Annotated in this window: 27 protein-coding genes; 10 read left to right on the forward strand and 17 right to left on the reverse strand. The window is 36.8% G+C overall.

Going from position 1 to position 25888, the window contains the following annotated elements; genetic code table 11:
* Window positions 1–16: 16 nt before the first annotated feature.
* Window positions 17–349, forward strand: a complete 333-nt coding sequence (locus C8J95_RS02805) for an SUF system Fe-S cluster assembly protein (RefSeq protein ID WP_009086500.1) — start codon at window positions 17–19, stop codon at window positions 347–349.
* A 57-nt stretch (window positions 350–406) separates the two neighbouring features.
* On the opposite strand, the gene C8J95_RS02810 is transcribed toward C8J95_RS02805, so the two are convergent.
* Together C8J95_RS02810 and C8J95_RS02815 are read right to left on the reverse strand one after the other, a co-directional pair.
* Entirely contained in the window at window positions 407–808 is a 402-nt protein-coding gene (locus C8J95_RS02810) for an OsmC family protein (RefSeq protein WP_024565399.1), read from the reverse strand.
* 68 nt (window positions 809–876) lie between these two features.
* Window positions 877–1725 carry a hydroxymethylglutaryl-CoA lyase gene (locus C8J95_RS02815; RefSeq protein ID WP_107807521.1) on the reverse strand — a complete coding sequence of 283 codons (849 nt, stop codon included), beginning with the start codon at window positions 1723–1725 and terminating at the stop codon, window positions 877–879.
* Window positions 1726–1923: 198 nt separating this feature from the next.
* On the opposite strand from C8J95_RS02815, the gene pepT reads away from it, so the two are divergent.
* Complete coding sequence (pepT, locus tag C8J95_RS02820) at window positions 1924–3180, forward strand: peptidase T (protein ID WP_107807522.1); 1257 nt, start codon at window positions 1924–1926, stop codon at window positions 3178–3180.
* A gap of 152 nt (window positions 3181–3332) precedes the next feature.
* Window positions 3333–4184 (forward strand): UDP-2,3-diacylglucosamine diphosphatase, encoded by an 852-nt coding sequence (locus C8J95_RS02825; RefSeq protein WP_034869902.1) that lies wholly within the window; start codon window positions 3333–3335, stop codon window positions 4182–4184.
* Between the two features lie 65 nt (window positions 4185–4249).
* Here the strand turns inward: C8J95_RS02825 and thiL are convergent, their stop codons facing one another.
* Complete coding sequence (gene thiL, locus C8J95_RS02830; RefSeq protein ID WP_107807523.1) at window positions 4250–5308, reverse strand: thiamine-phosphate kinase; 1059 nt, start codon at window positions 5306–5308, stop codon at window positions 4250–4252.
* 4 nt (window positions 5309–5312) lie between these two features.
* A complete protein-coding gene (locus tag C8J95_RS02835) occupies window positions 5313–5807 on the reverse strand; it encodes a thioesterase family protein (RefSeq protein WP_107807524.1) in 495 nt (164 codons plus the stop codon).
* A 119-nt stretch (window positions 5808–5926) separates the two neighbouring features.
* On the opposite strand from C8J95_RS02835, the gene C8J95_RS02840 reads away from it, so the two are divergent.
* Window positions 5927–7141, forward strand: coding sequence for an NAD(P)/FAD-dependent oxidoreductase (locus C8J95_RS02840; RefSeq protein ID WP_107807525.1), 1215 nt, complete (start codon window positions 5927–5929; stop codon window positions 7139–7141).
* Window positions 7142–7245: 104 nt separating this feature from the next.
* Complete coding sequence (locus tag C8J95_RS02845) at window positions 7246–7473, forward strand: hypothetical protein (protein WP_107807526.1); 228 nt, start codon at window positions 7246–7248, stop codon at window positions 7471–7473.
* A 51-nt stretch (window positions 7474–7524) separates the two neighbouring features.
* On the opposite strand, the gene C8J95_RS02850 is transcribed toward C8J95_RS02845, so the two are convergent.
* Window positions 7525–7902 (reverse strand): DUF2809 domain-containing protein, encoded by a 378-nt coding sequence (locus C8J95_RS02850; RefSeq protein WP_107807527.1) that lies wholly within the window; start codon window positions 7900–7902, stop codon window positions 7525–7527.
* A 17-nt stretch (window positions 7903–7919) separates the two neighbouring features.
* On the opposite strand from C8J95_RS02850, the gene C8J95_RS02855 reads away from it, so the two are divergent.
* Window positions 7920–8294 (forward strand): energy transducer TonB, encoded by a 375-nt coding sequence (locus C8J95_RS02855; protein ID WP_107807528.1) that lies wholly within the window; start codon window positions 7920–7922, stop codon window positions 8292–8294.
* Window positions 8295–8325: 31 nt separating this feature from the next.
* On the opposite strand, the gene mutS is transcribed toward C8J95_RS02855, so the two are convergent.
* Window positions 8326–10914 (reverse strand): DNA mismatch repair protein MutS, encoded by a 2589-nt coding sequence (gene mutS, locus C8J95_RS02860; RefSeq protein ID WP_107807529.1) that lies wholly within the window; start codon window positions 10912–10914, stop codon window positions 8326–8328.
* Window positions 10915–11088: 174 nt separating this feature from the next.
* Between mutS and C8J95_RS02865 the strand changes: the two genes are divergently transcribed.
* Both C8J95_RS02865 and C8J95_RS02870 read left to right on the forward strand, forming a co-directional pair.
* Window positions 11089–11619, forward strand: coding sequence for an RNA methyltransferase (locus C8J95_RS02865; RefSeq protein ID WP_059322769.1), 531 nt, complete (start codon window positions 11089–11091; stop codon window positions 11617–11619).
* A complete protein-coding gene (locus C8J95_RS02870) occupies window positions 11619–12146 on the forward strand; it encodes a GNAT family N-acetyltransferase (protein WP_107807530.1) in 528 nt (175 codons plus the stop codon). The genes C8J95_RS02865 and C8J95_RS02870 overlap by 1 nt, the downstream gene beginning before the upstream one ends.
* A 28-nt stretch (window positions 12147–12174) precedes the next feature.
* Here the strand turns inward: C8J95_RS02870 and C8J95_RS02875 are convergent, their stop codons facing one another.
* The 3 genes from C8J95_RS02875 to C8J95_RS02885 form a co-directional block, all read right to left on the reverse strand.
* Window positions 12175–13041 (reverse strand): neutral zinc metallopeptidase, encoded by an 867-nt coding sequence (locus C8J95_RS02875; RefSeq protein ID WP_107807531.1) that lies wholly within the window; start codon window positions 13039–13041, stop codon window positions 12175–12177.
* A gap of 36 nt (window positions 13042–13077) precedes the next feature.
* Window positions 13078–15159, reverse strand: a complete 2082-nt coding sequence (locus C8J95_RS02880; protein WP_107807532.1) for a sulfatase-like hydrolase/transferase — start codon at window positions 15157–15159, stop codon at window positions 13078–13080.
* 69 nt (window positions 15160–15228) lie between these two features.
* Window positions 15229–15612 carry a hypothetical protein gene (locus tag C8J95_RS02885; protein WP_107807533.1) on the reverse strand — a complete coding sequence of 128 codons (384 nt, stop codon included), beginning with the start codon at window positions 15610–15612 and terminating at the stop codon, window positions 15229–15231.
* Window positions 15613–15656: 44 nt separating this feature from the next.
* Between C8J95_RS02885 and C8J95_RS02890 the strand changes: the two genes are divergently transcribed.
* Both C8J95_RS02890 and C8J95_RS02895 read left to right on the forward strand, forming a co-directional pair.
* Entirely contained in the window at window positions 15657–17123 is a 1467-nt protein-coding gene (locus C8J95_RS02890) for a S41 family peptidase (RefSeq protein ID WP_107807534.1), read from the forward strand.
* A 30-nt stretch (window positions 17124–17153) separates the two neighbouring features.
* A complete protein-coding gene (locus C8J95_RS02895; protein ID WP_107807535.1) occupies window positions 17154–18722 on the forward strand; it encodes a S41 family peptidase in 1569 nt (522 codons plus the stop codon).
* A gap of 44 nt (window positions 18723–18766) precedes the next feature.
* Here the strand turns inward: C8J95_RS02895 and ribH are convergent, their stop codons facing one another.
* The 8 genes from ribH to nrfD form a co-directional block, all read right to left on the reverse strand.
* A complete protein-coding gene (gene ribH / locus C8J95_RS02900; protein ID WP_059154455.1) occupies window positions 18767–19255 on the reverse strand; it encodes a 6,7-dimethyl-8-ribityllumazine synthase in 489 nt (162 codons plus the stop codon).
* Between the two features lie 3 nt (window positions 19256–19258).
* Window positions 19259–19948: a tetratricopeptide repeat protein gene (locus C8J95_RS02905; RefSeq protein ID WP_107807536.1), complete on the reverse strand. Its 690-nt coding sequence runs from the start codon at window positions 19946–19948 to the stop codon at window positions 19259–19261.
* A 161-nt stretch (window positions 19949–20109) separates the two neighbouring features.
* Entirely contained in the window at window positions 20110–20646 is a 537-nt protein-coding gene (locus C8J95_RS02910) for an adenine phosphoribosyltransferase (RefSeq protein WP_107807537.1), read from the reverse strand.
* A gap of 6 nt (window positions 20647–20652) precedes the next feature.
* Window positions 20653–21852, reverse strand: a complete 1200-nt coding sequence (locus C8J95_RS02915) for a hypothetical protein (RefSeq protein ID WP_107807538.1) — start codon at window positions 21850–21852, stop codon at window positions 20653–20655.
* Window positions 21853–21928: 76 nt separating this feature from the next.
* Window positions 21929–23251: a quinol:cytochrome C oxidoreductase gene (locus C8J95_RS02920; RefSeq protein WP_107807539.1), complete on the reverse strand. Its 1323-nt coding sequence runs from the start codon at window positions 23249–23251 to the stop codon at window positions 21929–21931.
* Window positions 23252–23262: 11 nt separating this feature from the next.
* Window positions 23263–23973, reverse strand: a complete 711-nt coding sequence (locus C8J95_RS02925) for a cytochrome c (protein WP_107807540.1) — start codon at window positions 23971–23973, stop codon at window positions 23263–23265.
* Entirely contained in the window at window positions 23966–24487 is a 522-nt protein-coding gene (locus C8J95_RS02930; RefSeq protein WP_059154460.1) for a DUF3341 domain-containing protein, read from the reverse strand. Before C8J95_RS02930 ends, C8J95_RS02925 begins: the two co-directional genes overlap by 8 nt.
* Window positions 24474–25871, reverse strand: a complete 1398-nt coding sequence (gene nrfD / locus C8J95_RS02935; RefSeq protein WP_009086546.1) for an NrfD/PsrC family molybdoenzyme membrane anchor subunit — start codon at window positions 25869–25871, stop codon at window positions 24474–24476. The genes C8J95_RS02930 and nrfD overlap by 14 nt, the downstream gene beginning before the upstream one ends.
* Window positions 25872–25888: the final 17 nt, after the last annotated feature.

A 25888-nucleotide genomic window follows, 5' to 3' on the forward strand; every position in this document is an offset into this window, starting at 1 on the left:
CAGGAGACAATTTATAATGGAGACACCTTATACAGACGAATTTATAGCAGAAATCGGAGATAATATCATAAGAGTTCTGAAGACTATTTTTGATCCGGAAATTCCGGTAGATATTTATGAACTGGGGCTTATTTATGATGTACAGATTAGCGAAACAGGAGAAGTAAAAGTACTGATGACACTAACAGCACCTAACTGCCCGGTAGCGGATACTCTTCCGTTGGAAGTAGAACAAAAAGTAGGTATCGTAAAGGGAGTAACAAAAGCTTCGGTAGAATTAACATTCGAGCCTACCTGGACAAAAGATATGATGAGCGAAGAAGCTCGATTTGAACTTGGGATGTTATAGTCCGTAATAAACTATTTTTATATATAGAAAGAGCCTTCATTGAAGGCTCTTTTATTTTTATCCGTAAGTGAAGCTTACCGTTTTTTTTACGTCTGGGTGAAGACTTAGGGCAACAGGGCAATTCAGTGCTGTTTGTTCGATAAATTGCTTTTCCTCATCGCTGTAATTCGTCGGGAATTTCAGATCACATATAATCTCTGCAATCTTACGCGGAGCCGGATTCATTACTTTTGTAATATCACAGGTTGCACCTTCTATATCTATATTCTTGCCTTTTCCCAGAATAGCAATGGTAGTAAGCATACATTGTCCTAATGAAGTTGCGCAAAGATCTGTGGGAGAGAATGCAGCACCTTGTCCGTGGTTATCTGTCGGAGCATCTGTAATAATAATGCTTCCGGATTGCAAATGCTGAGATTCGCATCTAAGCTGGCCTATGTATTTTATTGCTGATGTCATATTTTTATAGATTTATTGAAACCGTATATCTTTCTAAATAGCTATACGACTTTACTGTTTTACATTAATTAAAAATGAAAGATATCTTTTGCCTGATTGTAAGAACTTTCAAAGTTTAACAAGTTAAGCCTGTTATCAATTTTTTCGATCTGAAGGAAATTAATAAGCTGTTCCGTAGGCATATTTCCGACAAGTTCATCTTTAGCCATAGGACAGCCTCCAATCCCTTTAATTGCGGTATCAAAACGTCTACAGCCGTTATCATAAGCTGCTTTTAGTTTTTTATAGGAATCTTCATAGCGATTATGAAAATGGGCTCCGAACTCTATATCCGGAAATAAAGGCGGGATTTTGGAAAACAGAAGAGCAATTGTTTCAGCGTCCGAAACACCGGTAGTGTCCGATAGCATAACTGTCTTCACTCCCATATTACTAAAACGCTGTGCCCATTCTTCAACATCCTGCCATTTCCACATTTCTCCGTAAGGATTACCAAAAGCCATAGAGAAATATAAAATAAGGTCTTTGTTTTTACTTTTAGTCAGATCAAAGATTCGCTGTACTTCTGTAAAAGCTTCCTCCCTGCTTTTATTAGTATTTCTGTGCTGAAAGGTTTCTGAGATAGAAAAAGGGAAACCCAGATAATCTATCTTTTCATGTTCCAAAGCTTTTTCGGCACCTCTGAAATTAGCAATAACAACAGAAAGTTTTGTACTGGAACGGCTTTTATCAATGTTATCTACAACCTCACCGCTATCTGCCATCTGTGGAACCATTCGGGGATTTACAAAGCTGCCACAGTCCAGAATATCATACCCGACATCCATCAGGCTGTTCATATAATCGATCTTCTTGTTGGTCGGAATCAGTTCCGGCCAGCCTTGCATAGCATCTCTGGGGCATTCTGTTATAAACATATTCTAAAACTTTTATTAGGAAAACCCTGAAAAACAAGGGCTTCATAAAATTTGTCATTCGTTCTATAAATATATAAATTTGTTCAACACAAACAAAAAGTATGAAAACCTCAAAGAATCTGTAAGTTAATAGGATAAAAGAGGGTTTTACAGAATGTAATAACAGTTGCCGGAAGAGGCAAAATAAAAAATAGTAGAATGAATAAAGTAGAATTGAATAAGGAATGGGAAGAAAAACTTTTAGAGAGATTTTTGACCTATGTGAAAATATATTCAACAAGTGATCCGGAAAGCGAGAAGACGCCAAGTACAGAACAACAATGGGATATGGTTAATTATCTTTATGAGGAATTACAAAGAATTGGTCTGGAAGATGTTTCCAAAGACGAAAACGGATACGTATATGGCTTCGTTCCTTCTACATTAGATAAAGAAGTTCCTCAGATTGGTTTTGTCTCTCATTTCGACTCTACACCAGACTTTAACGGTAAAGATATTAAACCAATTGTATGGGAAAATTATGATGGTGGAGATTTGTTATTGAATAAAGAAACAGGATTTACGCTTTCTTCAACTAAGTTCAAAGAACTGGCAAACTATAAAGGAAAGACTATTATTACAACTGACGGGACTTCTCTTTTAAGTGCGGATGATAAAGCTGGTATTGCTGAAATTGTAACAGCGGCTGAATATCTGATCGCAAACCCAGAGATTAAGCATGGACGTATTTCTATTGGTTTTACACCAGACGAAGAAATAGGACGTGGTGCTGATAAATTCAACGTTGCACACTTTAATGCAGAATGGGCTTATACAATGGATGGCGGAGAGATCGGAGAATTGGAGTATGAAAACTTTAATGCTTCCGGAGCAGTAGTAAAGATTCATGGATTAAGTGTACACCCGGGTTATTCTTACGGTAAAATGGTAAATGCTGGTTTACTGGCAGCTGAATTTATTCAGAGCCTTCCGGCAAATGAAACTCCGGCAACAACACGTAGTTATGAAGGATTCTTTCATTTAACAGATGTTAAGGCTGATGTATCAGAAGCTAAACTGCAATATATTATTCGTGATCACGATGATACTAAATACGAACAGCGTAATGAATTCTTAAAACAAAAGGTTGCAGAATTCAACCAGAGACATGGAGAAGGAACAGCTGAAGTAGAGATTAAAGAGCAGTATCTGAATATGCGTAAACATATTGAAGATAAAATGTACATTATTGATTTCGCTGAAGAGGCAATGAAGATTTCAGGTGTTACACCAGATATCAAAGCGATTCGAGGTGGAACAGATGGTGCAAAGTTATCTTATATGGGGTTGCCTTGTCCTAATATTTTTGCCGGAGGTCATAACTTCCACGGACCATATGAATATGTTCCGTTGCAGTCAATGTCTAAGGCAACAGAAGTTATACTACACCTTGTACAGTTAGTAGCAGAAAAATAAAAATAGCGGGCAATTGCCCGCTATTTTTTTGAGTTTTTCTTTTTCAAAAGGGCCTTTCATTCTCTTTTATTAACTAAAACGTAAAGAAGTATTAATAATTCCTTAATCATAAATATGTTTCAGGTTTTTAATTTTGTCAAAACCCTGTTACAATGAGAAACAGTGAAGTTGTTATTATTTCAGATGTGCATTTGGGAACTTATGGTTGCCATGCAAAAGAGTTAATTTCCTATTTAAAAACCATAAAGCCTCGTTTACTGATACTTAATGGTGATATTATAGATGGCTGGGCATTCTCAAAAAGATATTTCCCGGCTTCTCATATGGAAGTTATAAACGAATTCTTTCGATTATTGAAAGAAGGGACGAAGATTGTCTATATCACAGGAAATCATGATGAGTTTCTGCGCAGGTATTCCGATACCCAAATGGGGGAAATATGGCTGACAGACAAGCTGTTATTTGAACTGGACGGGAAAAAACATTGGGTTTTTCATGGAGATGTGTTCGATAATACGACGAAAGGTTATGCAAAATTTATGGCCAAGCTTGGCGGAAAAGGTTATGACCTCCTTATCCTGCTGAACCGGGCGATTAATTATACTTTCAGTTTATTCGGGAAATCAAAGATTTCATTATCCAAAAGAGTAAAGAATAGTGTTAAAGAGGCGATAAAGTTTATTGCAGATTTTGAACAGACAGCTGCCGAATTGGCTATAGAAAACAAGTATGATATTGTGATCTGCGGACATATTCACCAGCCTGTAGACAAAATGATAGAAACAGAGAAAGGAAGTGTAAGGTATCTGAATTCAGGAGACTGGATAGAAAATTTGACGGCTCTTGAATATCATAATGGTGAATGGAGTCTTTATAAATTCGACGAAAAGAATTACAAAGAGCCAGTTATATCAAAAGAAGATATCGGAATCAATATAGATGAACTCATCCGACCAAGCCAGATCGCGGCATTCTTAGGAAATAAAAAGGGAAGATTTATATAAGATAGTAGTAATATAACAGTGTAACAACTTATCAATCTATTGTTACACTGTTATATTAATTATAATTATTCACCTTTGTTCAGGAAGGCATCCCATCCCTGAGCAGTAAGCTTTATGAGTTCGTTAGAACCTCTTGCAACCATATAGTTGCCTTGATTAGCCTCTACAGCGTGACCGATAATAGTAAAATCAGGATGGTTCTTGATTTTGTCATAGCTATCCGGACTGATGGTAAATAATAATTCGTAATCTTCTCCACCATTAAGTGCAGCAATTACCGGATTAAAATTAAGTTCCTCAGCGGTATTAATCATCTGTGTATCCATAGGGATCTTTTCTTCATACAGATGGAATCCTACCTTAGACTGGTCTGAAAGATGAAGGATTTCGGAAGCAAGGCCGTCCGATATATCAATCATAGTAGTTGGGATAATATCCATTTCTTCCAGAGTTGTTCTTATATCTGTACGGGCCTCAGGTTTCAGCTGACGCTGAAGGATATAATCATAGCCTTCCATTTCGGGTTGCATATCTGGGTTTGCTAAATAAACAGCATGTTCTCTTTCCAGAATTTGTAATCCCATATAGGCCCCACCAAGATCTCCGGTTACAACCAGAAGATCATTAGGCTTCGCTCCGGATCTTTTAACAATTTTCTGTTCGTCCTGTAGGCCTATTGCGGTAATACTCATTACTAGTCCTGCATTGGAACTTGTGGTATCTCCGCCTATAAGATCTACATGATAATGCTGACATGCCAGAGCAATACCAGCATACAATTCTTCAAAAGCTTCTACCGGAAAACGGTTAGATGCAGCTAATGAAACCAAAATCTGAGAGGGTACAGCGTTCATTGCTGCAAGATCACTCAGATTCACAACTACAGCTTTATATCCCAAGTGCTTTAGTGGAGCATATCCCAGATTAAAGTGTACACCTTCGGCTAAAATATCTGTTGTTACAACTACTTTTTTGCCTTCCGGATTTATAACAGCAGCATCATCTCCTACACCTAATTCCGAAGAAGAGTTTTCCAATGGAAAATTCTCTGTCAGGTGTTTTATAAGCCCAAATTCACCAAGTTGGGAAACAGGGGTTAGTTGAGGTTTTTTATCTTCTAACATAATATTATTTAAAAACGGATGGATCTATATTTTCTGGTCGGTGAGAAAGTTTTTTTAAATCTTCCTTGGCCAAAAGTTCCGTTTGATCAGTTTTGTATTTTAATAAGCTTACCAGAATATCGTCTGGTGGAGTTGTCATTTTACGAAGCATCATATCAATCCATACACCTGTAACTTTAGATGTTGCACAGTGTGTTCCGTCTGGAAGATAAAATTTGTGTGTGAAAGAATAAATAGAGCTATCTTCGGACATTCCGGAAATTTCCAGACTTACATATACTGTTTGGTCTGCCATGATTTCTTTATAGAAAGAATATTCCTCATGCAAAATTACAGGACCGATTCCCCAGTGTACAAGTTTGGAAACACCCATATTATGAGCATTCATAAAAGCCATACGTGTTTGGGCACAATACATTACATAAGATGAATTTGCCAGATGACGGTTGGCGTCAATATCTGACCACCTTACCTCGAATTTATAATAGAATGCTGACATGCTTAAATTGAATTTTTTTTGAAAAAAAGACTTTGTTGATGATTTTTATCTAATCTTCAAAATTAAGGATAAATGATGGTTTATAAAAATTGTAATTTTGTGCCTTGCATTGTATTACTATGAATCTGGAAAAGAAAAAACTTGTTATTATCGGAGGTGGGGCTGCGGGCTTTTTTACAGCGGCAAATGTGGATGGAGAAAAATATGATATCCATATCCTGGAGCAGGCTTCAGATGTTTTGCAAAAAGTAAAAATTTCAGGAGGAGGCAGATGTAATGTCACTCATGCCTGTTTTGATCCCCGTGAGCTTACTTCTTTTTATCCGAGAGGGAATAAAGAATTATTGAGTGTTTTCACAAAGTTTCAGCCGGGAGATACAATGGGCTGGTTTGAAGAACGGGGCGTTGCTTTAAAAATTGAAGATGATAACCGTATTTTTCCGGAAAGTAATTCTTCATTGAGTATTATGAACGCCCTTGCAGATGCTGTAATTGCAAATGGAACAAAAGTTTCGACTAAACAGGTCGTTAAAAAAATAGAACAGCAAGGAGAACAGTGGGTAATTACGACATCTTCTGAAGAATTTACAGCAGATTTAGTAGTTTTTTGTACAGGAAGTTCACCAAAATCTTATCAGCTTCTAAAGCCTTTAGACTTTAAAATAGTAGATCTGGTACCATCATTGTTTACTTTCAATATCAAAAATAAAAGCATAGAAGGATTAATGGGAACTTCGTTTCCGAATGCTTGGGTAAAGCTCCCTGCATTAAAGAAAGAAGAAAGCGGGCCTTTATTAATAACCCATTGGGGTTTAAGCGGACCAGCTGTTCTGAAATTGTCTGCATGGTGCGCACGGGAATTATTCGCAATGGATTATAATTTTGATGTGATCGTTAACTTCCTGGGTATTGATATTTCAATTGCTGAAGATACTCTAAATCAGTTTAAAGCAGATAATCCTAAGAAGAGTATAGGACAGTCTAAGATTTTTGATATTACCAATCGCTTCTGGAACCATTTATTGGATATTTGCAACATCGATCCGCAAAAGCAACTAGGAAATATCAGCAATAAAGAAGTTCAGCTGATTTTAGAAAGTCTTTGTCAAAATAAGATGCTGGTAAAGGGTAAGAGTACTTTTAAAGATGAGTTTGTAACAGCCGGAGGGGTAGACCTGAAGGAAATAGATTTCAAAACGATGCAGAGTAAAAAGTATTCTAATTTTTATCTTGCAGGGGAAGTACTGAATATCGATGCAGTTACTGGTGGCTTTAACTTTCAGGCTTGCTGGAGTGAAGCATGGTTAATTGCGCAGGACTTGAATGCAAAATAGGAGTTACTAAAGAAATATGTATTTCACCCCATAAGAAATTATACTTTTACTATATGATAAATTCTATGTTTAAATAACTTATACATTCTCCAGTATTAATTAAAATGGAAAACCACTTTTTTAAAATTTTTATGATAGGTGTTGGCTTGCTTATGATGTGGTTGGGAAGAGATAAAGATAAAGAAGTACGGTCAGATTCTTACTCTGACGCAAAACGAATACAAGCTTTTTTATTTGGGATTTTCCTTATTATCGTAGGAGGATATGGCATTTTTTCTGAAATAATGGGATATCTGAAAGAAATTTTTGCAGTGCCTTATCAACCTATTTAAGTGTATTTTTTGTACAACGAATAGTAAATAGAGGGCGAGGTATAAATTAAATTATGCGGGATATAAATTCCTTAACCTTTCAACAGCAAAGGCAATTAAACAGCCAGCGCCATAGCAAACTATATCAATCCAACTAAAACTGTTACCTACTACAATGTAAGCAATACTTCCGCGTTGTAAGCCTAATAAATCGGCTATGTTGAAGTATTGTAATATTTCTATAAAAACAGAAAATATGAAAACACCAATCAGGAGTTTTCCGCTATCGATAGCAAAGAAGCTTTTTACAAATGTATAAATCAGAATAGTTACCAGAACATCTCCCAGGTAAGCGCGGACAAAGAATAAATCTTTGAAAACAGTAGCTATAAGGACTTCTGTGATGAAAAGGATAATTGTGGCAATAAAATAATAGAGGTTGAATTTCATTTTGTTACATTTGTTCTATGAGTCACAAATATATCTTACTTTTTTCAATTTTATTCTCCGGATCTGCTTTTTCTCAGGCAGTAAAGGATACACCTACGGTTACTAGGCAAGTAGAATCACCGGATAATCTCACTACTTTTTATAGAGATCTAAGCCAGTCTTTTAATACACGTAATTTTGTAGGGAAAGGAGACTTGTCTTGCGTTCTTTCTTTTACAATTGAGAAAGACGGAAGTATGACCCGAATTAGTGCGGCAGGAGATAATCAACAGTTTAATAATGAAGTAATTAAAACTTTAAAACGCATTAGAACAAAAATAAAAGTAAGACTTGAAAATGGTCAGCCTATTGCGGCTAACTATAGATTACCTTTTAGGTTTAATGACAATTAAAATTTCAACTACTTCACTAATATACTTTTCTTTAACTACCTATCATCTTTTTGATAGAATTCAGCTTCATTAAAGCTTCAATAGGAGTTAGTGTATTAATATCGATTTTAGTTAATTCCTCACGGATATTTTCCAAAACCGGATCATCCAGTTGGAAGAAGCTTAATTGCATATTTTCTTCGGTTACTCTTTTTATTTTTTCAGATGAACCGCTTTGTGCTCTGGAATCCTCCAGTGTCTTCAGAATTTCCTCTGCACGGTGAACAACTTTAGAGGGCATTCCTGCAAGCTTTGCTACATGGATACCAAAACTATGCTCACTACCGCCAGGGATTAACTTTCTGAGGAATATAATGTTCCCTTTATTTTCCTGGATACTTACGCTAAAGTTTTTAATCCGTTCAAAGTTTACGGTCATTTCATTTAGCTCATGATAGTGCGTTGCAAAAAGAGTCTTTGGCTTTGTTGAGTGTTGGTGCAGATACTCTGCAATAGCCCATGCAATGGAAACACCATCGTATGTACTTGTACCACGTCCAATCTCATCCAGTAATATTAATGAACGGTCGGATATATTATTCAGAATATTGGCCGCCTCATTCATTTCCACCATAAAGGTAGATTCACCAGCCGCAATATTGTCAGAAGCTCCTACACGGGTGAAAATTTTGTCAAGTAATCCCACTTCGGCATGTTTTGCCGGAACATAACTACCAATCTGAGCCAAAAGACAGATAATAGCTGTTTGTCTTAATATGGCTGATTTACCGGCCATATTGGGGCCTGTAACCATAATAATCTGTTGTGAATCCTGATCCAGATAGATATCATTCGGAATATATTTTTCACCCAAAGGCAAAGATTTTTCTATAATAGGGTGGCGTCCTTCCGATATGCTGATTACAAAGCTATCATTAAGAACAGGTTTTGTATACTGCTCCTGTACGGAAAGCTCGGATAAACCTAATGCGCAATCCAGCTGAGCAATTAAAGCAGAATTCTCCTGAATAAGATCTATATATTGTAGTAGATAAGCACAGGTAGTGCGGTATAGTTGTGTTTCCAGTAACGAAATCTTTTCTTCAGCTCCTAGAATCTGGCTTTCATACTCCTTTAGCTCTTCGGTGATATAGCGTTCTGCGTTTACAAGAGTCTGTTTACGGATCCAGTCTTCCGGAACTTTGTCTTTGTGGGTATTTCTTACTTCAATAAAATAGCCGAAAACATTGTTGAAATCTATTTTCAGACTTGGGATACCAGTACGTTCAATCTCACGATCGCGCATCTCATCCAAAAAGCCTTTGCCTTTGGACTGAAGATTTCTCAGGCGGTCTAATTCTTCGGAAACACCTTCCTTTATTACATTTCCTTTGTTAAGGTGTACAGGAAGTTCCTCATTCAGATGTTGGTATACATACTGAAGAATTTCATCCAGATCATTTAACGGATCCAGCCATGCCAGAACATCCGGATGTGGAATAAGTAATTTTTTGATTTCCTGAATGCTCTCTAGTGATTGACGGAGATATCCCAATTCCTTAGGACTTATTTTTTCGGCAGCAAGCTTACCCATTAGTCTGTCGAGATCAGAAATCGTTCTAAGTCTTAAAGAAATTTCATATTTCAGCTGATCTTCTTTATTCAGAAATTCAACAAGACTTAGTCTGCGGTTAATTTCATTGATATTTTTCAGAGGAAGGATTAGTCTTCTGCGGAGTAATCTTCCACCCATTGGGGTTGAAGTTTTATCGATGATGTCGAGTAAACTTTTTCCTTTCTGCTGACTGGAAAATACAATTTCCAGATTACGAAGGGTGAAAGCATCCATCATCAGATAATCTTCCTGAGGAATAGGCTGTATTTTGGTGATATGGTTCAGAAGACTGTGATGAGTATCTTCTACCAGATAAGCAAAAATACCCCCTGAGGCTACAATTGCCAGTTTTTGATCCTCTATACCAAAACCTTTTAAAGATTTTGTTTTAAAATGTTGTGTAAGCTTCTCATATGCATAATCATACTGATATGCCCAATCCTCCAGTTTGAATGTATTTCGGTTTTTAAGAACAGCAGGAACTTCAGTACTTCTTTGAAGAATAATCTCGCTAGGATCGAAGGTATTGACAATATGGAGTAACTTTTCAAGATTACCCTCGCTCACCAGGAATTCTCCGGTAGAAATATCCACCAATGCTATTCCGTATTTTTCTTTTTCTTTGTGAAGCGACAGAAGGAAATTATTTCGCTTGGCGTTCAGAACCTGATCATTGAACGTAACCCCCGGAGTTACCAATTCGGTAACACCTCGTTTTACAATACCTTTAACCATTTTCGGATCCTCCAGCTGGTCACATATCGCAACACGCATTCCGGCACGAACTAACTTCGGTAAGTAGCTGTCCAGTGAATGATGTGGGAAGCCTGCTAATTCTATATGAGAAGCAGTGCCATTTGCTCTTTTAGTTAAAACAATACCTAATATCTGAGATGTTTTAACCGCGTCCTGTCCAAAGGTTTCATAAAAATCACCAACTCTGAACAGTAAAAGGGCATCCGGGTATTTTGTCTTTATACTGTTGTATTGTCCCATTAAAGGAGTTTCCTTCTTTTCTTTCGCCATTTTTTATAGGTATAGGTTCCAAATTTAAGGATTAAATTCAGGCTTTGAAAGTTTGTTTTTTGTAAAACTCATTTTCACATTTTATGACTTTGTACGTATAATATTTTTACGTTCCCAAATGTACCTGCGTACCATAAGCTTTTTTGTAAATTTGTAACCGAAAAATGAAGTTTCATGGTAGAGAAGTTAAAACTGGAAGAACTCGGCAGAGTAGATATAGAAACCTTTAAACAATCAGAAAAAATTCCGGTAATTGTTCTGTTGGATAGTATCCGTAGCATGAACAATGTAGGAGCGGTATTCAGAACAGCTGATGCTTTTATTATAGAAAAGGTTGTATTATGTGGTATAACGCCGCAGCCACCACACCGCGAGATTCATAAGGCAGCATTAGGGGCTACCGAAAGTGTAGACTGGTATTACGAGAAAGATGTTACCGATGCTTTGCAAAAACTAAAGTCCGAAGGATATAAAATTTTAGCCATAGAGCAAACTACAGGCAGTATTGCTCTGAATGAGCAGATAATTTCCAAAGATGAGAAGTATGTGGTGATTATGGGGAATGAAGTTGACGGTGTATCGGATGAAGCGTTGGCGTTATGTGATGGCTTTATTGAAATTCCGCAACTGGGAACAAAACATTCATTGAATGTAAGCGTATGTGCAGGTATTATCATGTGGGAATTCTTTAAAAATCTGAAGTAATGGACTTTCCGGTTTTAGAAACCCAAAGACTTATTCTGCGTCAGCTTATACAAGATGATGCCGGAGATCTGTTTGAATATTTCTCAAAAGATGAGGTTACAGAGTATTATGATTTGTATACTTTTAAGGAGATTGACGAGGCAGAAAAACTGATTCAGGATTTTAATAATAGCTTTGAAAATAACAGAGGTATCCGTTGGGCGATTCAGCTAAAAGATAATGCTAAAATGATCGGAACCTGTGGTTATCATAACTGGGCTCATGAACATTTTAAAATAGAGTTGGGTTACGAGCTGAATCCTTTGTACTGGCGTCAACATTATATGGAAGAAGCGATAGCAGCGATTCTTCCTTATGCTTTTTCAGAAATGAATATCCATAGGGTAGAAGCGTTTACTGACCCCAATAATCTTGCTTCAGAAAGGTTATTGTTGAAAATGAATTTTAAGGAAGAAGGATTGCTTAAAGATTTCTTCTTTGAAAAAGGGAGATTTGTAGATGCAAAAATATTTGGACTAGTGCCATAAAAAAATCCTGCGAAAGCAGGATTTTTATTTATCGTAATAAAGCGTTGAAAGTATCGCCTTGTTTTATATCGCCGGTATTATAACCTTTCATAAACCATTCTACACGTTGTGCCGATGATCCGTGGGTAAAGCTTTCCTGATTCACATAACCAGATGATCTTTTCTGAATATTATCATCTCCTACAGCCTGCGCAGCACTTACCGCAGATTCAATATCTCCTGGTTCCAGAATTCCTCCCTGAACACGTTCGTTGTTCTTTTTAGTCCATAGGCCAGCATAAAAATCTGCCTGTAATTCTACGGCTACAGATACACGATTCATTTCAGCTTCTGAATAACGTCCACTTCGTCTTAACTGATCTACTTTCTGTGTTGTTCCTAATAAAGTCTGTACGTGGTGACCAACTTCATGTCCCAGAACGTAAGCCACTGTAAACTCACTTACCTTTGCTCCATATCGAGACTGTAATTCATTAAAGAAGCTCATGTCCACATATACAGACTGATCTGCCGGACAATAAAAAGGACCCATTGCCGCCTCTGCAGGACCACATCCGGAATTTGTACGATTACTGAACATAACAATTTTAGGGGCAACATATTTCATCCCATTTTCCTGGAAAATTTGTGTCCATGTTTTGGTATTCCATGCATCCAGCATGCTTACAAGTTCATAGAGTTGTTTATCTTGCTCACTAGATGCTTGTTGGCGTTGCTCAGTACGTGCTGGAGCAGCAGAGCCTCCGGAATTAAGTATAGCAGAAGGATCACCGCCCAGGAAGAAAATAATAGCCGCAATGATCAGGGTGCCTAAACCGCCACCAACCATCATTCCGCCACCGCCCATACCGCGTCGGTCTTCTACATTTCCACCTCTTTCTTCAGTCCATTTCATTTTTTATCGTTTTTTGTGATGTTAAAAGTACAAAAATTATCTGTTCAGTTTATTTTCCTTCAACCATTTGGATACCGTTTCATAAGTAGCAATCGTTTCATCTACAAGCGGTTGTTTTGGCTGTTTTACCGGTATTTCTTCATAGTAAATATTAAACTCAGCCGGCAGGTCTGAAGGTTTTTGCTGTAGCTGGTATTGTTTTACTTTTCTGGTTGGAGAGATAATGGTTAAATAATTATCCTTTATGTAACCCAGATCTTGATAAGTTGCTACATAAGCTCTTGGAGCGTAGTTAGGTTTCAGCACATCTTGTCCCAGGAATTTAGATGTATAATTAAAATTTAAAAGTCCAAATACGGTTGGCATTAAATCAATCTGTGACATTAGTTTGCCAAATTGCTGAGGTTGTACAGATCCGTCTGGGACGTAAACCATAGCAGGGATACGGTATTTATCCATTGGAAGCTCTGTTTTCCCAGCACTAGATGCGCAATGATCGGCGACAATAACAAAGACTGTATTGTTATACCAGGATTGTTTTTTAGCCATCTCGAAAAACTTCCGAAGGGAGTAATCGGTGTATTTAACACCTCCATCACGGGATTTTGCTGTTCCCGGAATATCAATTCTACCATCAGGATAAGTAAACGGGCGGTGGTTACTTACCGTCATCCAGTGATTAAAGAAAGGTTTCCCGGTCTGGGCTTCCTGATTCATTACCTGAATAGCTTTCTTAGCCATATCTTCATCGGCAACACCCCAAACATTAGCGAAGCTTATTTCTTCTGGTTTGAAGTTGTTTCTGTCAACAATATCATAGCCATTTCCTCTGAAGAAATCTTCCATATTATCGAAATAACTATAGCCACCATATAGGAATTTTACATGGTAACCTTTGGATTTGAAAAGATTTCCTGTGGAAAATTTATTTTTATTATTTTGTCTTTTTACAATACTTTCTCCGGCAGTTGGCGGAATATTCAGCGTAAGAGCTTCCAGCCCACGAACAGTTCTGTTACCTGTAGCATACAGATTGGTAAACATTAAACTCTTGTTAGCCAGACTATCCAGGAAAGGGGTAATCTTATCTTTATTTCCGTAATGTTGCATAAAATCTGCCGAAAGACTTTCTATAGAAATCAGAACCACATTCTTATGCTGTTCTGTGGAATCACTTGTAATAGGCCTTGGCATAGTTTGTGGAACAAACTGTGATAGATATAGTTTTTCAGCTTTATTTTCGGCTAATGTTGGATAGAATTTAAAGTAATCCAGTTCACTATGCGTAAATGCATAATAGAACTTATATAATCCATTAGACTGAATTTCTTCAGCAAAGTTGTTGTCGTCCTTTATTTTCTGAAACGGTGCTATTAAAAAGTAACAGCCAGTTGCTAATATAAGGTAAGAGAATAATAGAACAAGCTTTTGTTTAAATGTAGGAAGTTCAACAAGGTTTTCTTTTGTTCTTTTATAGATAAACCATGTAATAATTGATGTCACAGCAATTATTATGGAGAATAAAGGAACAATAGGATAGGACTCCATAATATTGCCAATTACCTCATTGGTGTAGATAAGGTAGTCTACAGCAATAAAATTATAGCGGACTCCAAATTCATTCCAGAAGAAATACTCACTAACAGCATTGAATATAATAAGCAATACATACAGAAAAATTGCAAAGAAATACAGAATATTTCGGATGGTGAATCTCTGTCGGGGAAGGAAAAGCATTAAGGCGAATAATAGCGTCTTGATGCCTAAAAATGCCAGTACAATCTCTGAAACCGAGCCTCCGTACTGTTTGAAAATATTATTGGGATAAAAAGCTACATATAGAATTGCCAGGACTAAAATTGCAAGAATAATTTTCCCCCAGGGTTTACTGTACTTAGAATCAGAGAGGAAGAGTGTATAAAGAACAAATAATGAGCTGGCCAGGGCAAAGATGAAAAAATCGTTAACCAAACCTATAGACAGTACTTTAGTACATTCCCAAATACTAAAATTACTCGTTGTAATAGGATGGAAAATAAAAACGAATCTTAAAATAAAAGACACTAGAATATACAATGCCCCAAGACAGAAAAATGGCTGTAACCTTTTTAGATACATGAAATAGTTTTATATCCCAAAATTAGACAAAAAAAGGAACATTATGAATGTTCCTTGTCAATATGATATTTATTTTAATGTAAATTTCACAGGTTTGAAATATTCTGTATAATTTACTTTGTAAATAATTCCGTTTTCCTGTGGTGTCCCTTGTGGTCTGTAACCATGTATTTTTCTGGTTTCAGCAATAACATTAATGTGGTAAGTATTTTCTTTTTTATCGGATGGATTAATCTCTTTTCTGATCCGGTTAATAACAACAGCAACAGGTTCTGCCCCTTTGCCAATAACATCGAAAGTTACATTATAACCTCGCTCTCCGTTAATATCGTACATTTTATAGGTTGCATTTTTTACTTCCTGAGTATCATTTGTGACATTATTTTTACAAGATTCACAGATAAAAAATAGAGCACCTAAAAAAAATAAGCTGTACATTAATCTCTTTTTCATACTTTTAATTTTGAATTTAAGATACACAAATCTACCTGAAAAATATGAAATTTATAAATAAATTATTGTTTGCTTCCGTTACTGGAGCAATGCTTCTTACTTCATGTAACAGAAATAATCCGGATCCTGTGGAACCTGAAAAGCCAAAGGAGGTAAATGATTTTGTTTGGCGAGGGCTTAATTCCTGGTATTACTGGCAGGAAAAAGTTCCGGAACTTGCGGATAGTTTTAAAAATTCTGCACAATATGTGAGTACTATTAATAGCAAAACTCCGGATGCTTTATTTTACAGCCTTCTTTATCAATATACTATAGTAGACCGAAACTCCTGGATTATATCTGATATAGATAAAGAATTAGCAAATTCGAACGGAGTATCTAAAAGTACCGGAATGGATTTTACAATTTATACTAAAGTTCCGAACGGAGATACAAAAATAGGCATTGTAAATTATGTTGTCCCGAATTCTCCAGCATATAACGCCGGGATCAAAAGGGGAGATGTTATTACAAAAGTTAACGGAGCCACTCTTAATAATTTTAATTATGGACAACTATTAAATGATAGTTTCAGTGTTACTTTTGCTCAGAGTGCTAGTGGAGATCCTAGCTCCGGTGTAATAACAACTACTGGTGAAAAAGCGGCAATTACGCTTACAGCTGTGGATAATCTTGTAGAGCATGCTGTCGCTGCTCAACAGGTTTTTACAGAAGGCAATAAAAAGATTGGTTATCTTGTTTACAATGCGTTTCAGAATAGCGATAGTGAGCTTGTCACTGTATTTGGAGATTTAAAAGGTCAGGGCATTACAGATCTTATTTTGGATCTACGGTATAATGGTGGTGGGTTTGTAAATACAGCCGTATCACTTGGAAGTTTGGTAACGGGACAATTCTCGAACTCTCCATTTGTTATTATGGACTTTAATAAGAAGCATTTGGATGAAAATGAAACTAAATATTTAGGTTCAGCTGCTGGTAGTTTAAATCTGAGTAAAATTTATGTTCTTACAAGTGGAGGGACTGCATCGGCAAGTGAACTGACAATAGACTGTCTGCGTCGTTATATCAGTGTAATTACAATAGGAGAGGAAACGTATGGTAAATTTGTAGGATCTAATACCATTTATGACTCTCCATCTATGTATTCATCGTCAGGAAGGAATTTGTCTCATAATTGGGCATTACAACCTATTACATTTGCATACTACAATAAAGATCGTGTAGCCCCACAAGTAGGTTCGAAGGGAGGGTTACTGCCAAATTATGCTATACAGCCTGCACAATATGCCGGCCAGCTTAAAGAATTTGGAGACAGATCGGATGTTGCTTTAGACAGTGCTATAAAATTGGCTACAGGACAACTTCAACTATCTTCGGCTACTGCAATGGCTTCTACTAAAGGTCGTAGCGCTTATCCTCTTGCTTCCGGAGGTGATTCCTTTGTTGCCAGCAAAAGAACAATGACTCCCTTAGGTACAGATGTATATACTAAACCTAAAAATAAATAACTAAACAAATCCAATATTATAAATTATTATATGAAAAATTTAAATAAACTATCCTTAGTCTCTCTAATAGGGCTATTATCATTTACATCCTGTTCCAGAGATACTATAAATATAGATAATAATACGAATGGAGGTGGTACCACAGTAGCTGTAAAAGCAGAGAATGATTTTGTATGGAAAGGTCTTAATTCCTGGTATTATTGGCAGAAAAACGTTCCTGTTCTTGCAGATAACTTTAAAAATTCTACTGAGTATGCGAGTACTTTAAATGCAAAAACTCCGGATGCACTATTTTATAGTTTTCTATACCAATATAAAGTTGTAGATCGTTTTTCTTGGATTGAGCAAAATGGAGTTATCCAAAGGTCTGCAAGTATAAGGGCTGCTATTACTAAAACCACAGGTTTAGAGTTTAATGCATGGTTAAAAGAGGTTAATAAGCCAAATCTTATAGGTATTGTTAATTATGTTGTTCCTGGTTCTTCGGCAGAAAGAGAAGGTGTTAGAAGAGGAGATGCAATTCTGGAAGTTAATGGGTCTCCTCTTACAGTAGATAATTACAGCAGTCTGTTTGCTGATTCATTTAGTGTTACTGTACAAAAAGTTAAAGGTTTGGATAGTAATTCGGATCCAATAGGTGATGGAGATAAAAGAAAAGTTAACCTCTCTTCGAGTGAAATAAACGATAATCCAGTAGCTTTTGATACAGTAATTGATTCTGGAGGGAAAAAGATTGGTTATTTAGTATATAACGCCTTTAAATCTGATTTCAATGGAGAATTAAATGATGCTATTGGAAGAATGAAGCAAGCTAATATTACAGATTTGGTATTAGATCTAAGATATAATGGTGGTGGTTCTGTAGAAACGGCCGTGGCTCTTGGAACAATGATTACGGGTAAAATAGGCCAGCCTTACGTTATTGAACAGTATAATGATAAGCATACAAAATATAGTGGAGCAGAGCTTATGAAAAAGCAAGTACCTCTTTATAGTAAAACAGATTCGAGAGTTCAAATTAATCCGGGAGTTGACATTAATACACTAGGGAATCTTAATAAAATCTGCATCCTTACAACTGGAGGAACTGCATCTGCCAGTGAATTAACTATTGATGCATTAAGACCTTATATGGAAGGGAGGGTTATTACTATTGGAGAGACAACTTACGGAAAGTTTGTTGGCTCTATTACGTTATATGATTCACCCAGTACAGATTATATAAACCGTAATGCTAGTGATCTTAATAAATCCCACAATTGGACTATGCAGCCAATTGTATTTGCTTATTGGAACTCCAGAAATGATGCTCACCCTCTAATTACTGAAACTAATAAAAATGGAGGTTTTGTTCCTAATATAAGAACGGCAGGAAGAGAATATTTTGGAAATCTTAAAGAATTTGGTAATACTTCCGATCCGGACTTAGCGAAGGCGATAGAACAAATTACAGGAGTAAGTACAAAGGCTCAATTATCGGCTTCGATAAGAAATAATAGTGTTTCATCTTTTTCAGATTTAACCTTTTTTGGAAGTAGAAAGACACATACTCCTTACGCTACAGATGCGTATATAGACAATCCAAAAGTAAAAAAATAAAAAAAGGAGCCGAAAGGCTCCTTTTTATTTTATAGAGGCAGAGATTATTTACTCAGGTTCTTTTTGAATTCCACCATTTCCATTGCTGTTACAGCAGCTTCAATACCTTTATTTCCTAATGCACCACCACTTCTGGCAATAGACTGCTCTTTGTTATCATCAGTTAATAGGCAGAAGATAGCAGGGGTGTCTGTCATTAAATTGATGTTAGTGATACCTTGGGTCACTCCAGAGCATACGTAGTCAAAATGAGCCGTTTCTCCGCGAATTACACACCCAATAGCAATGACTGCATCATACTTCCCGGTTTTTGCCAACTGCATAGAAGCATAACTTAGTTCAAAAGCTCCCGGAACAGGAAATACATGGATATTATTTTCTTTTAAACCTTCCTTTTTCAGAGTTTCAATTGCTCCGTCACGAAGGTTATGAGTTACAAAATCATTCCACTCAGAAAAAACAATGCCGATAATCATTTCATCGGCATTTGTTATATGGAGTGGCTTATAAGCTGAAAGATCAGTTGTTGCCATTTTTTAATAATATTTTACCATTTCAATATAAGCATCGGATGCTCCATTGTCATAATCTTTATATTTTTCGTCAATTGAAGAAAAGTATTTTTTAGCAGCGTCGTTCTTTTTTAAAGATAAAGAAAGAAGACCGGCCTTTCTTGTAAAGTAGTATGATGTATAATCATCATCTGAAGAGCTTACCGCTTTTTCAAACTGAGAAAGAGCATCGTCACCTTTGTTAAGGTTAGCTAGACAATCTCCCATTACACCATATTTAAGAGCCATAAGAATCTTGTTGGAAGAACTGAAATTATCCATCATATCGTATGCTTTCTGGAAATTTCCTTTTTTAAATTCTAAAACAGCAGCATTGTAAGCAGCAAGTTTACCTACTTTAGTTCCGGAGTATTCGTTATAAGTACCAATAAATCCAGGATTAGCAGCAGACTTTCCACCAAGGGCTACGTCTTCTTTTCCTTGGCTTAGATTTTTCTGTGCAGCAAGAAACTCAGTTGTTGCCTCTTCATTTTTCGGACCTAATACAAATTGGTCATAAGCAAAGTAACCTAAGATACCAAGAAGGATAACACCTAGTGCAATCCCGATTTGCTTTGAGTATCTTTCAATGAATTTTTCAGAATTCAGATTTCTTTTGTCTAAATCTTCGAAAAACTCTACAGTTTCTTTTCCGCTGTTATTATTTTTAGTCATTTTCTGATTTTAATGAATTGCAAATTTAATGTTTCTCTGTTGATATACAAATAATTCATTTGAGATTTAAAACCTTAGGCTTGAAATTCTTTCATGATACTTTATATTTTATCAGGAAGCACTTTTAAAAGCTTCTAATTTTGTTATTAGTACTCTAGTATTTAGTATGAAAGAATTTTATAAACTTCAGCATTGAATGGGCGAAGTTTTTCTTCTCCATTCAGAAAATCCAGCCCAATTAAGAAACTGAACTGTGAAACTATTGCACCCTGCTTTTCGACAAGCATTGCAGCTGCTTCAGTTGTACCACCTGTGGCAAGCAGATCATCATGGATTAATACCCTTTGCCCGGCTTTTAGCTGATCGGCTTTCATTTCTATTTCAGAAGAACCATATTCCAGATCATATTTTTGAGAAATAAAAGGTGGAGGTAATTTCCCTTTTTTCCGGATCAGAATAAAAGGAACTTCCAGCTTTACAGCCAATGCAATTCCGAATAGAAAACCACGACTTTCGATTCCGCAAACAACATCAACTTTCCCACGACTGAAATTAGCTAAATCATCAATTACCTCCTCATAGAGTTTTGGATTTAGAAATACAGGTGTAATATCCTTGAACTGTATTCCCGGTTTTGGGAAGTCAGGAATATTTTCAATTGTTGCTTCTAGCTTTTGGATTAAGCTTTCGGATGCCATATTATATTATTTTGCAGAATTTATTTTATAACCAGTAATCTTCCAACCGTCAGCAGATGCTTTCAGTGTATAAGTAACATTCAGGTCTGTATTTTTACCACCATTATCTGTTACGGTATAGTTAGCATTTACAGTTGCCTGATCAGCTGTTTTGCTGGCCGTATTTACAGATTTTACATTAATTGATTTTATAGCTCCAAAACCAGAATTTGCATTTGAGAAAGACTCATAAGAACCCCAGCTTGGGTTATTAGACATTTCATAAGCAGCTTTTAGATTTTTAGCTCCGATACTTCCGATAAATTTGGAAACAGATGCTTTTGGATCAGCCAATGGCTTTGGTGTTTCTACAGGAGCAACAGGAGGGGGTGTAGTTCCGTCCGGATTGGTTGGAGTTGTTGTACCGTCAGGATTTGTAATCGTACCATCAGGATTGGTTACAGGCTCTGTTGGCTCGGTAATTACAGGTTTGTTCAGAGCATTAGGATTAAGAGAGATTCCGGCTTTGGTCATCTGCAATGTTTTCTTAGCCGTTTTTACGCTTACTTTTACATCAATGGTGTTATCCATAATTCTGTCGAAAGGCAATGAACTTAGCTTTAGATAAAAACCTTTGAAGTTATTATTAACCATCAGGTTTTTGGAGGTTGATATTTTGGCACCACCGCTTGACACTTCCAGTACTGTTTCTAGTGCAGCATTACTAAATTCTATTTTATTCCCTTGTGCATCTACTAAGCGAGGAATAATCATCAGGGCTTTAGGACCCGAAATTGAATCTACACTTGCCGGTTGTACAGAAAGGCTAATAGCAGAAGCCTGAATATCATTCGGGTCTACCTCTGTAGGTTTGCTTTCTTCGAAGATATTCATTTCACCTAGTGAAGGTGGAGCAGTACTTGCCCATTCTATTCCCTGCTTTTGTGCAATACTATCTGCTAATGCAAGAATTTCGGCAACATTTTTCCCATTAAGAAGTTTTGCTGTCGCATTCATCTGATCGATATCTCCCTCTGTATTGGTTCCGAATTTCTTGATGATGTATAACGCCTCATTAAACTTTATCTGTTTAATAGTGGTTAGGGAAGAGGCCATATCATTTACACTACTCTGAAATGATTTTAGCGACTCACCGTCAACTTTGTCTTTCTTACAACTTACAAGAAATAAAAATGACAATAGGAAAAGATATTTAAGGTATCTCATAATATAAGTTTAGTTTGTGCAAAATTAAAAAAAAATCCCGTCGTTGGACGGGATTAAATTTGTATTGATCAAAATTTTAGAATGGATATTCATAAATTTCAGATTCTTTTAAGAATGGGTTACCTGTAGGTATTAGTTTCAACTTAGAAAGAGCTGACATTACGGCGAAGATAAACAGACCGATAATGAATAAAGTTGCTCCGATTTCTAGTAAACCAATATTCCAGAAAGGACCTACTGTACCAGGCATTACAATGTTGAAATAATCTAACCAGTGTCCGCAGATTACAACAACTGCCATAGTACTAACTACTTTATAGTTTCTCTTGATGCTGCTACTTACTAATACCAATAATGGTAATACGAAGTTAGGAATCAGCATTGGAAGGAAAGTCCAACGGTAGTATTCAAATCTTCCGTAGAAGTAGTTAACCTCTTCCGGTACGTTAGCATACCAGTAAAGCATGAACTGTGCAAACCAAAGGTAAGTCCAAAGCATACTTGTTGCAAATAAGAATACACCAAGATCATGCAAGTGGTTATCATTGAACTGAGGTAATACTCCTTTTTTCTTAAGATAAACACAGATAAGGATGATAATACCTACTGCAGTAGACAGACAGCTTACCATTGTATACCAGATATAAAGGGTAGAGTACCAGTGAGGGTCAATAGACATCATCCAGTCCCAAGCCCAAGCTGCAGAAGCAAAACCAAAGAATGCGATATAACCAACACTCCAGTTATAGTATTGTTGATATACTGCTCTAGACTTAGTTTCATCTACTTTTTTGGACATTGCCTTTAATTTCCATACAAAGAAACTAGCTCCGATAACGAAGATAAGGGTTCTTACAATATAGAAAGGAATATTCAGGTATTTGCTCTTTTCGTATAAAATTACATCGAAGTTTGGTGAATTTGGGTCAACAAGACTTCCATCCATCCAGTGGTAAAGGTGGCTCCATCCGATTGTGTTTGCAATAACAATGATCAGCATTAATACACCACCATAAGGAATGAACGATGCTACTGCTTCCATAACTCTTAGGATGATAATAGGCCATCCTGCGTGAGATGCATTTTGTACACAATAGAAGAACAATGCTGCACAGGCAATACCAAAGGCAAATACAGAAACCTGTAATAATGCTGCCATTGGCTCATTATGAACCTGATGTAAAGCAGTTTCTATATGCTCATCATGCGTTTTGTCGTGCTCCTGCATAGAGTTGGACTTTGGTCCGTGCTCCAGATCAACGTGCTTAGCAGCAACCATTTGCTCTACTTTAGCTTTATCGATACTGTGATTTACAGCGTAGCCAATACCAAACAGAACAAGCCCCACAACAATTAAAATAATGGAATACAGTCTTAATTTAGGTGAAAAACTATACATCTTTTTTCTTTTTATTTTTTAGTATTAGCATTATCAGCCGGAGCATCTTTAGCCGCAGCATCTTTATTTTCAGCTGCTGCCGGAGCTGCAGCTTGTTTTTTAAATTCGTTCATAACGTACATTGCCACTCTCCATCTGTCACCAGCATTTAACTGACCAGCGTAAGATCCCATGTTGTTACGTCCGTTTTCCAATACATAATGTACAGAACCTACAGTGATTTCTCTATCTGCATAGTTAGGAACACCACTATAAGCACCAGATTCTACGATAGGCCCTTTACCATCTCCACCTGTACCATGACAAGCAGCACATGTATGATCAAATAATTTCTTTCCTCTTTCTAAATCCTTTTCTTTATTAGCCGGATTTAAAGGAGAAGAAGTTATTTTTTTAGACTCATCGTATAGTCTGTTATAATCTTCAGCATCATTTGGCTTAGGAGCTTCAGATGGTAATACACCGTCTTTATTCTGAGCTACGGTTCCAGTTACAGGATCTAGGCCAGTTTGTCCATTTCTGGATGCAAATGCCGGAATTTCGTTCTCATGATCTGAATAAGGATCCTGAGCTTTCATTAACGGGTCATATGCTACCGGAAAATACATATCCGGGAAGTATACTAAAGGCGGTTCAGTTTTGTCCCCGCAAGAATTTAAGGTAATTACTCCAACGCTAAGGATACCTGCTATTTTTAAAAAATTCTTTTTCATGTTAGGCATCTTTAATAGTTATTTCTTCAACTCCTGTATCCACAAGCAATTGCTTGATAGTGTCCACATCATCAGATACAAATTCAATTAAGAATTTATCATCCGTAGTTCTTGGATCTGGATTCTGAGGTTTAGCACCAGGATACATTTTATTTCTTACTAAGTAAGTTAGTGACATTAAGTGCGCAGCACAGAAAACCATTAACTCGAACATTGGTACTACGAAAGCTGGCATGTTGTGTGCCCAGTCGAAGTTTGGTTTACCACCAATAACCTGAGGCCAGTCGTGGTTCATCATGTACCATGTTGTCAATGCTCCGATACTTACACCATAACAAGCATAGATAAATGCAGCATCTGAAATTCTGGTTTTTTTCAACCCTAAAGCTTTATCTAACCCGTGAACCGGGAATGGAGTATAAACTTCAGCAATTTCAATTCCTTTATCTCTGAACAATTTAACACCGTGCATTAAATCGTCATCGTCGCCATAAAGGCCGTATATTCTTTTAGTGGTGCTCATCTCCTTCTTTTGCTTTATAAGTTTCACCAGAAATTTTCAAAATCGTTTTCAATTCCGCCTGTGCAATTACAGGGAATGTTCTTGCATATAAAAGGAATAATACAGAGAAGAATCCGATAGTTCCTAAATATACACCCACGTCTATAATAGTTGGCTTAAACATTGTCCATGAAGATGGTAAGTAGTCTCTTGAAAGGTTGATAACGATGATATCAAAACGCTCAAACCACATACCGATGTTGATGATTAATGCTACTATAAATGTCCAGATAATATTAGTTCTTAATTTCTTAAACCAGAATGATGCAGGTACAACAAGGTTACAGATAATTAATGCCCAGAATGCCCACCAGTAAGGTCCAACTGCTGCTCCCGGAGATAAATAGGTGAAGTCCTCGAATCTTGAACCTGAGTACCATCCGATGAAATATTCAGTTGCATAAGCTACAGTTACCATACCACCAGTTACAATGATTACGATGTTCATAATCTCGATGTGGTACATTGTAATATATTGCTCCAAGTGACATACTTTTCTTGCAACTAAAAGAAGGGTCTGTACCATTGCAAATCCTGAGAAGATCGCACCCGCAACGAAGTACGGAGGATAGATGGTAGAGTGCCATCCTTTGATTACCGAAGTGGCGAAGTCAAAGGATACCGTGGTGTGTACCGAGAATACAAGTGGCGTTGCCAAACCTGCAAGAACTAATGAAAGTTCTTCAAATCTTTGCCAGTGCTTCGCTTTACCTCCCCAACCAAAAGCAAGGATAGTATAAATCTTTTTAGTGAATGGAGTCTTTGCTCTGTCACGGATCATTGCAAAGTCAGGAATAAGTCCCATGAACCAGAATACTACTGATACTGAGAAATAAGTTGAGATTGCAAATACGTCCCAAAGTAGAGGCGAGTTAAAGTTTGGCCAAAGAGATCCAAACTGGTTTGGTAATGGGAATACCCAGTATCCAACCCAAACACGACCCATGTGAATTACCGGGAATAACGCTGCCTGAACAACGGCAAAGATTGTCATTGCCTCTGCAGAACGGTTAACCGACATTCTCCATCTTTGTCTAAATAATAATAGTACGGCAGAGATCAATGTACCGGCGTGACCAATACCTACCCACCATACGAAGTTGGTAATATCCCAACCCCAGTTGATAGTCCTGTTTAACCCCCATGCACCAATACCTGTACCAATTGTATAAGCTATACATCCAACTCCGTAGATAAATAGTACAAGTGCTGCATAAAGTGAGTACCACCATAATTTTCCGGCTCTTTCCTCGATTGGACGAGCAATATCTTCCGTAATATCATGGTAAGTCTTGTGACCAATAATAAGCGGTTCCCTAATCGGGGCTTCGTAATGTCCTGACATTTGTTACTTTATTTATT

Origin of the sequence: Elizabethkingia sp. YR214 (assembly GCF_003058195.1) — a bacterium.
Classification (GTDB): domain Bacteria; phylum Bacteroidota; class Bacteroidia; order Flavobacteriales; family Weeksellaceae; genus Elizabethkingia.

What these genes read in the sequence shown, in the direction of transcription:
- C8J95_RS02805 (WP_009086500.1), top strand. Translation starts at nt 17, where the DNA reads ATGGAGACACCTTATACAGACGAATTTATAGCAGAAATCGGAGATAAT.
- C8J95_RS02810 (WP_024565399.1), bottom strand. Translation starts at nt 808, where the DNA reads ATGACATCAGCAATAAAATACATAGGCCAGCTTAGATGCGAATCTCAG.
- C8J95_RS02815 (WP_107807521.1), bottom strand. Translation starts at nt 1,725, where the DNA reads ATGTTTATAACAGAATGCCCCAGAGATGCTATGCAAGGCTGGCCGGAA.
- pepT (WP_107807522.1), top strand. Translation starts at nt 1,924, where the DNA reads ATGAATAAAGTAGAATTGAATAAGGAATGGGAAGAAAAACTTTTAGAG.
- C8J95_RS02825 (WP_034869902.1), top strand. Translation starts at nt 3,333, where the DNA reads ATGAGAAACAGTGAAGTTGTTATTATTTCAGATGTGCATTTGGGAACT.
- thiL (WP_107807523.1), bottom strand. Translation starts at nt 5,308, where the DNA reads ATGTTAGAAGATAAAAAACCTCAACTAACCCCTGTTTCCCAACTTGGT.
- C8J95_RS02835 (WP_107807524.1), bottom strand. Translation starts at nt 5,807, where the DNA reads ATGTCAGCATTCTATTATAAATTCGAGGTAAGGTGGTCAGATATTGAC.
- C8J95_RS02840 (WP_107807525.1), top strand. Translation starts at nt 5,927, where the DNA reads ATGAATCTGGAAAAGAAAAAACTTGTTATTATCGGAGGTGGGGCTGCG.
- C8J95_RS02845 (WP_107807526.1), top strand. Translation starts at nt 7,246, where the DNA reads ATGGAAAACCACTTTTTTAAAATTTTTATGATAGGTGTTGGCTTGCTT.
- C8J95_RS02850 (WP_107807527.1), bottom strand. Translation starts at nt 7,902, where the DNA reads ATGAAATTCAACCTCTATTATTTTATTGCCACAATTATCCTTTTCATC.
- C8J95_RS02855 (WP_107807528.1), top strand. Translation starts at nt 7,920, where the DNA reads ATGAGTCACAAATATATCTTACTTTTTTCAATTTTATTCTCCGGATCT.
- mutS (WP_107807529.1), bottom strand. Translation starts at nt 10,914, where the DNA reads ATGGCGAAAGAAAAGAAGGAAACTCCTTTAATGGGACAATACAACAGT.
- C8J95_RS02865 (WP_059322769.1), top strand. Translation starts at nt 11,089, where the DNA reads ATGGTAGAGAAGTTAAAACTGGAAGAACTCGGCAGAGTAGATATAGAA.
- C8J95_RS02870 (WP_107807530.1), top strand. Translation starts at nt 11,619, where the DNA reads ATGGACTTTCCGGTTTTAGAAACCCAAAGACTTATTCTGCGTCAGCTT.
- C8J95_RS02875 (WP_107807531.1), bottom strand. Translation starts at nt 13,041, where the DNA reads ATGAAATGGACTGAAGAAAGAGGTGGAAATGTAGAAGACCGACGCGGT.
- C8J95_RS02880 (WP_107807532.1), bottom strand. Translation starts at nt 15,159, where the DNA reads ATGTATCTAAAAAGGTTACAGCCATTTTTCTGTCTTGGGGCATTGTAT.
- C8J95_RS02885 (WP_107807533.1), bottom strand. Translation starts at nt 15,612, where the DNA reads ATGAAAAAGAGATTAATGTACAGCTTATTTTTTTTAGGTGCTCTATTT.
- C8J95_RS02890 (WP_107807534.1), top strand. Translation starts at nt 15,657, where the DNA reads ATGAAATTTATAAATAAATTATTGTTTGCTTCCGTTACTGGAGCAATG.
- C8J95_RS02895 (WP_107807535.1), top strand. Translation starts at nt 17,154, where the DNA reads ATGAAAAATTTAAATAAACTATCCTTAGTCTCTCTAATAGGGCTATTA.
- ribH (WP_059154455.1), bottom strand. Translation starts at nt 19,255, where the DNA reads ATGGCAACAACTGATCTTTCAGCTTATAAGCCACTCCATATAACAAAT.
- C8J95_RS02905 (WP_107807536.1), bottom strand. Translation starts at nt 19,948, where the DNA reads ATGACTAAAAATAATAACAGCGGAAAAGAAACTGTAGAGTTTTTCGAA.
- C8J95_RS02910 (WP_107807537.1), bottom strand. Translation starts at nt 20,646, where the DNA reads ATGGCATCCGAAAGCTTAATCCAAAAGCTAGAAGCAACAATTGAAAAT.
- C8J95_RS02915 (WP_107807538.1), bottom strand. Translation starts at nt 21,852, where the DNA reads ATGAGATACCTTAAATATCTTTTCCTATTGTCATTTTTATTTCTTGTA.
- C8J95_RS02920 (WP_107807539.1), bottom strand. Translation starts at nt 23,251, where the DNA reads ATGTATAGTTTTTCACCTAAATTAAGACTGTATTCCATTATTTTAATT.
- C8J95_RS02925 (WP_107807540.1), bottom strand. Translation starts at nt 23,973, where the DNA reads ATGCCTAACATGAAAAAGAATTTTTTAAAAATAGCAGGTATCCTTAGC.
- C8J95_RS02930 (WP_059154460.1), bottom strand. Translation starts at nt 24,487, where the DNA reads ATGAGCACCACTAAAAGAATATACGGCCTTTATGGCGACGATGACGAT.
- nrfD (WP_009086546.1), bottom strand. Translation starts at nt 25,871, where the DNA reads ATGTCAGGACATTACGAAGCCCCGATTAGGGAACCGCTTATTATTGGT.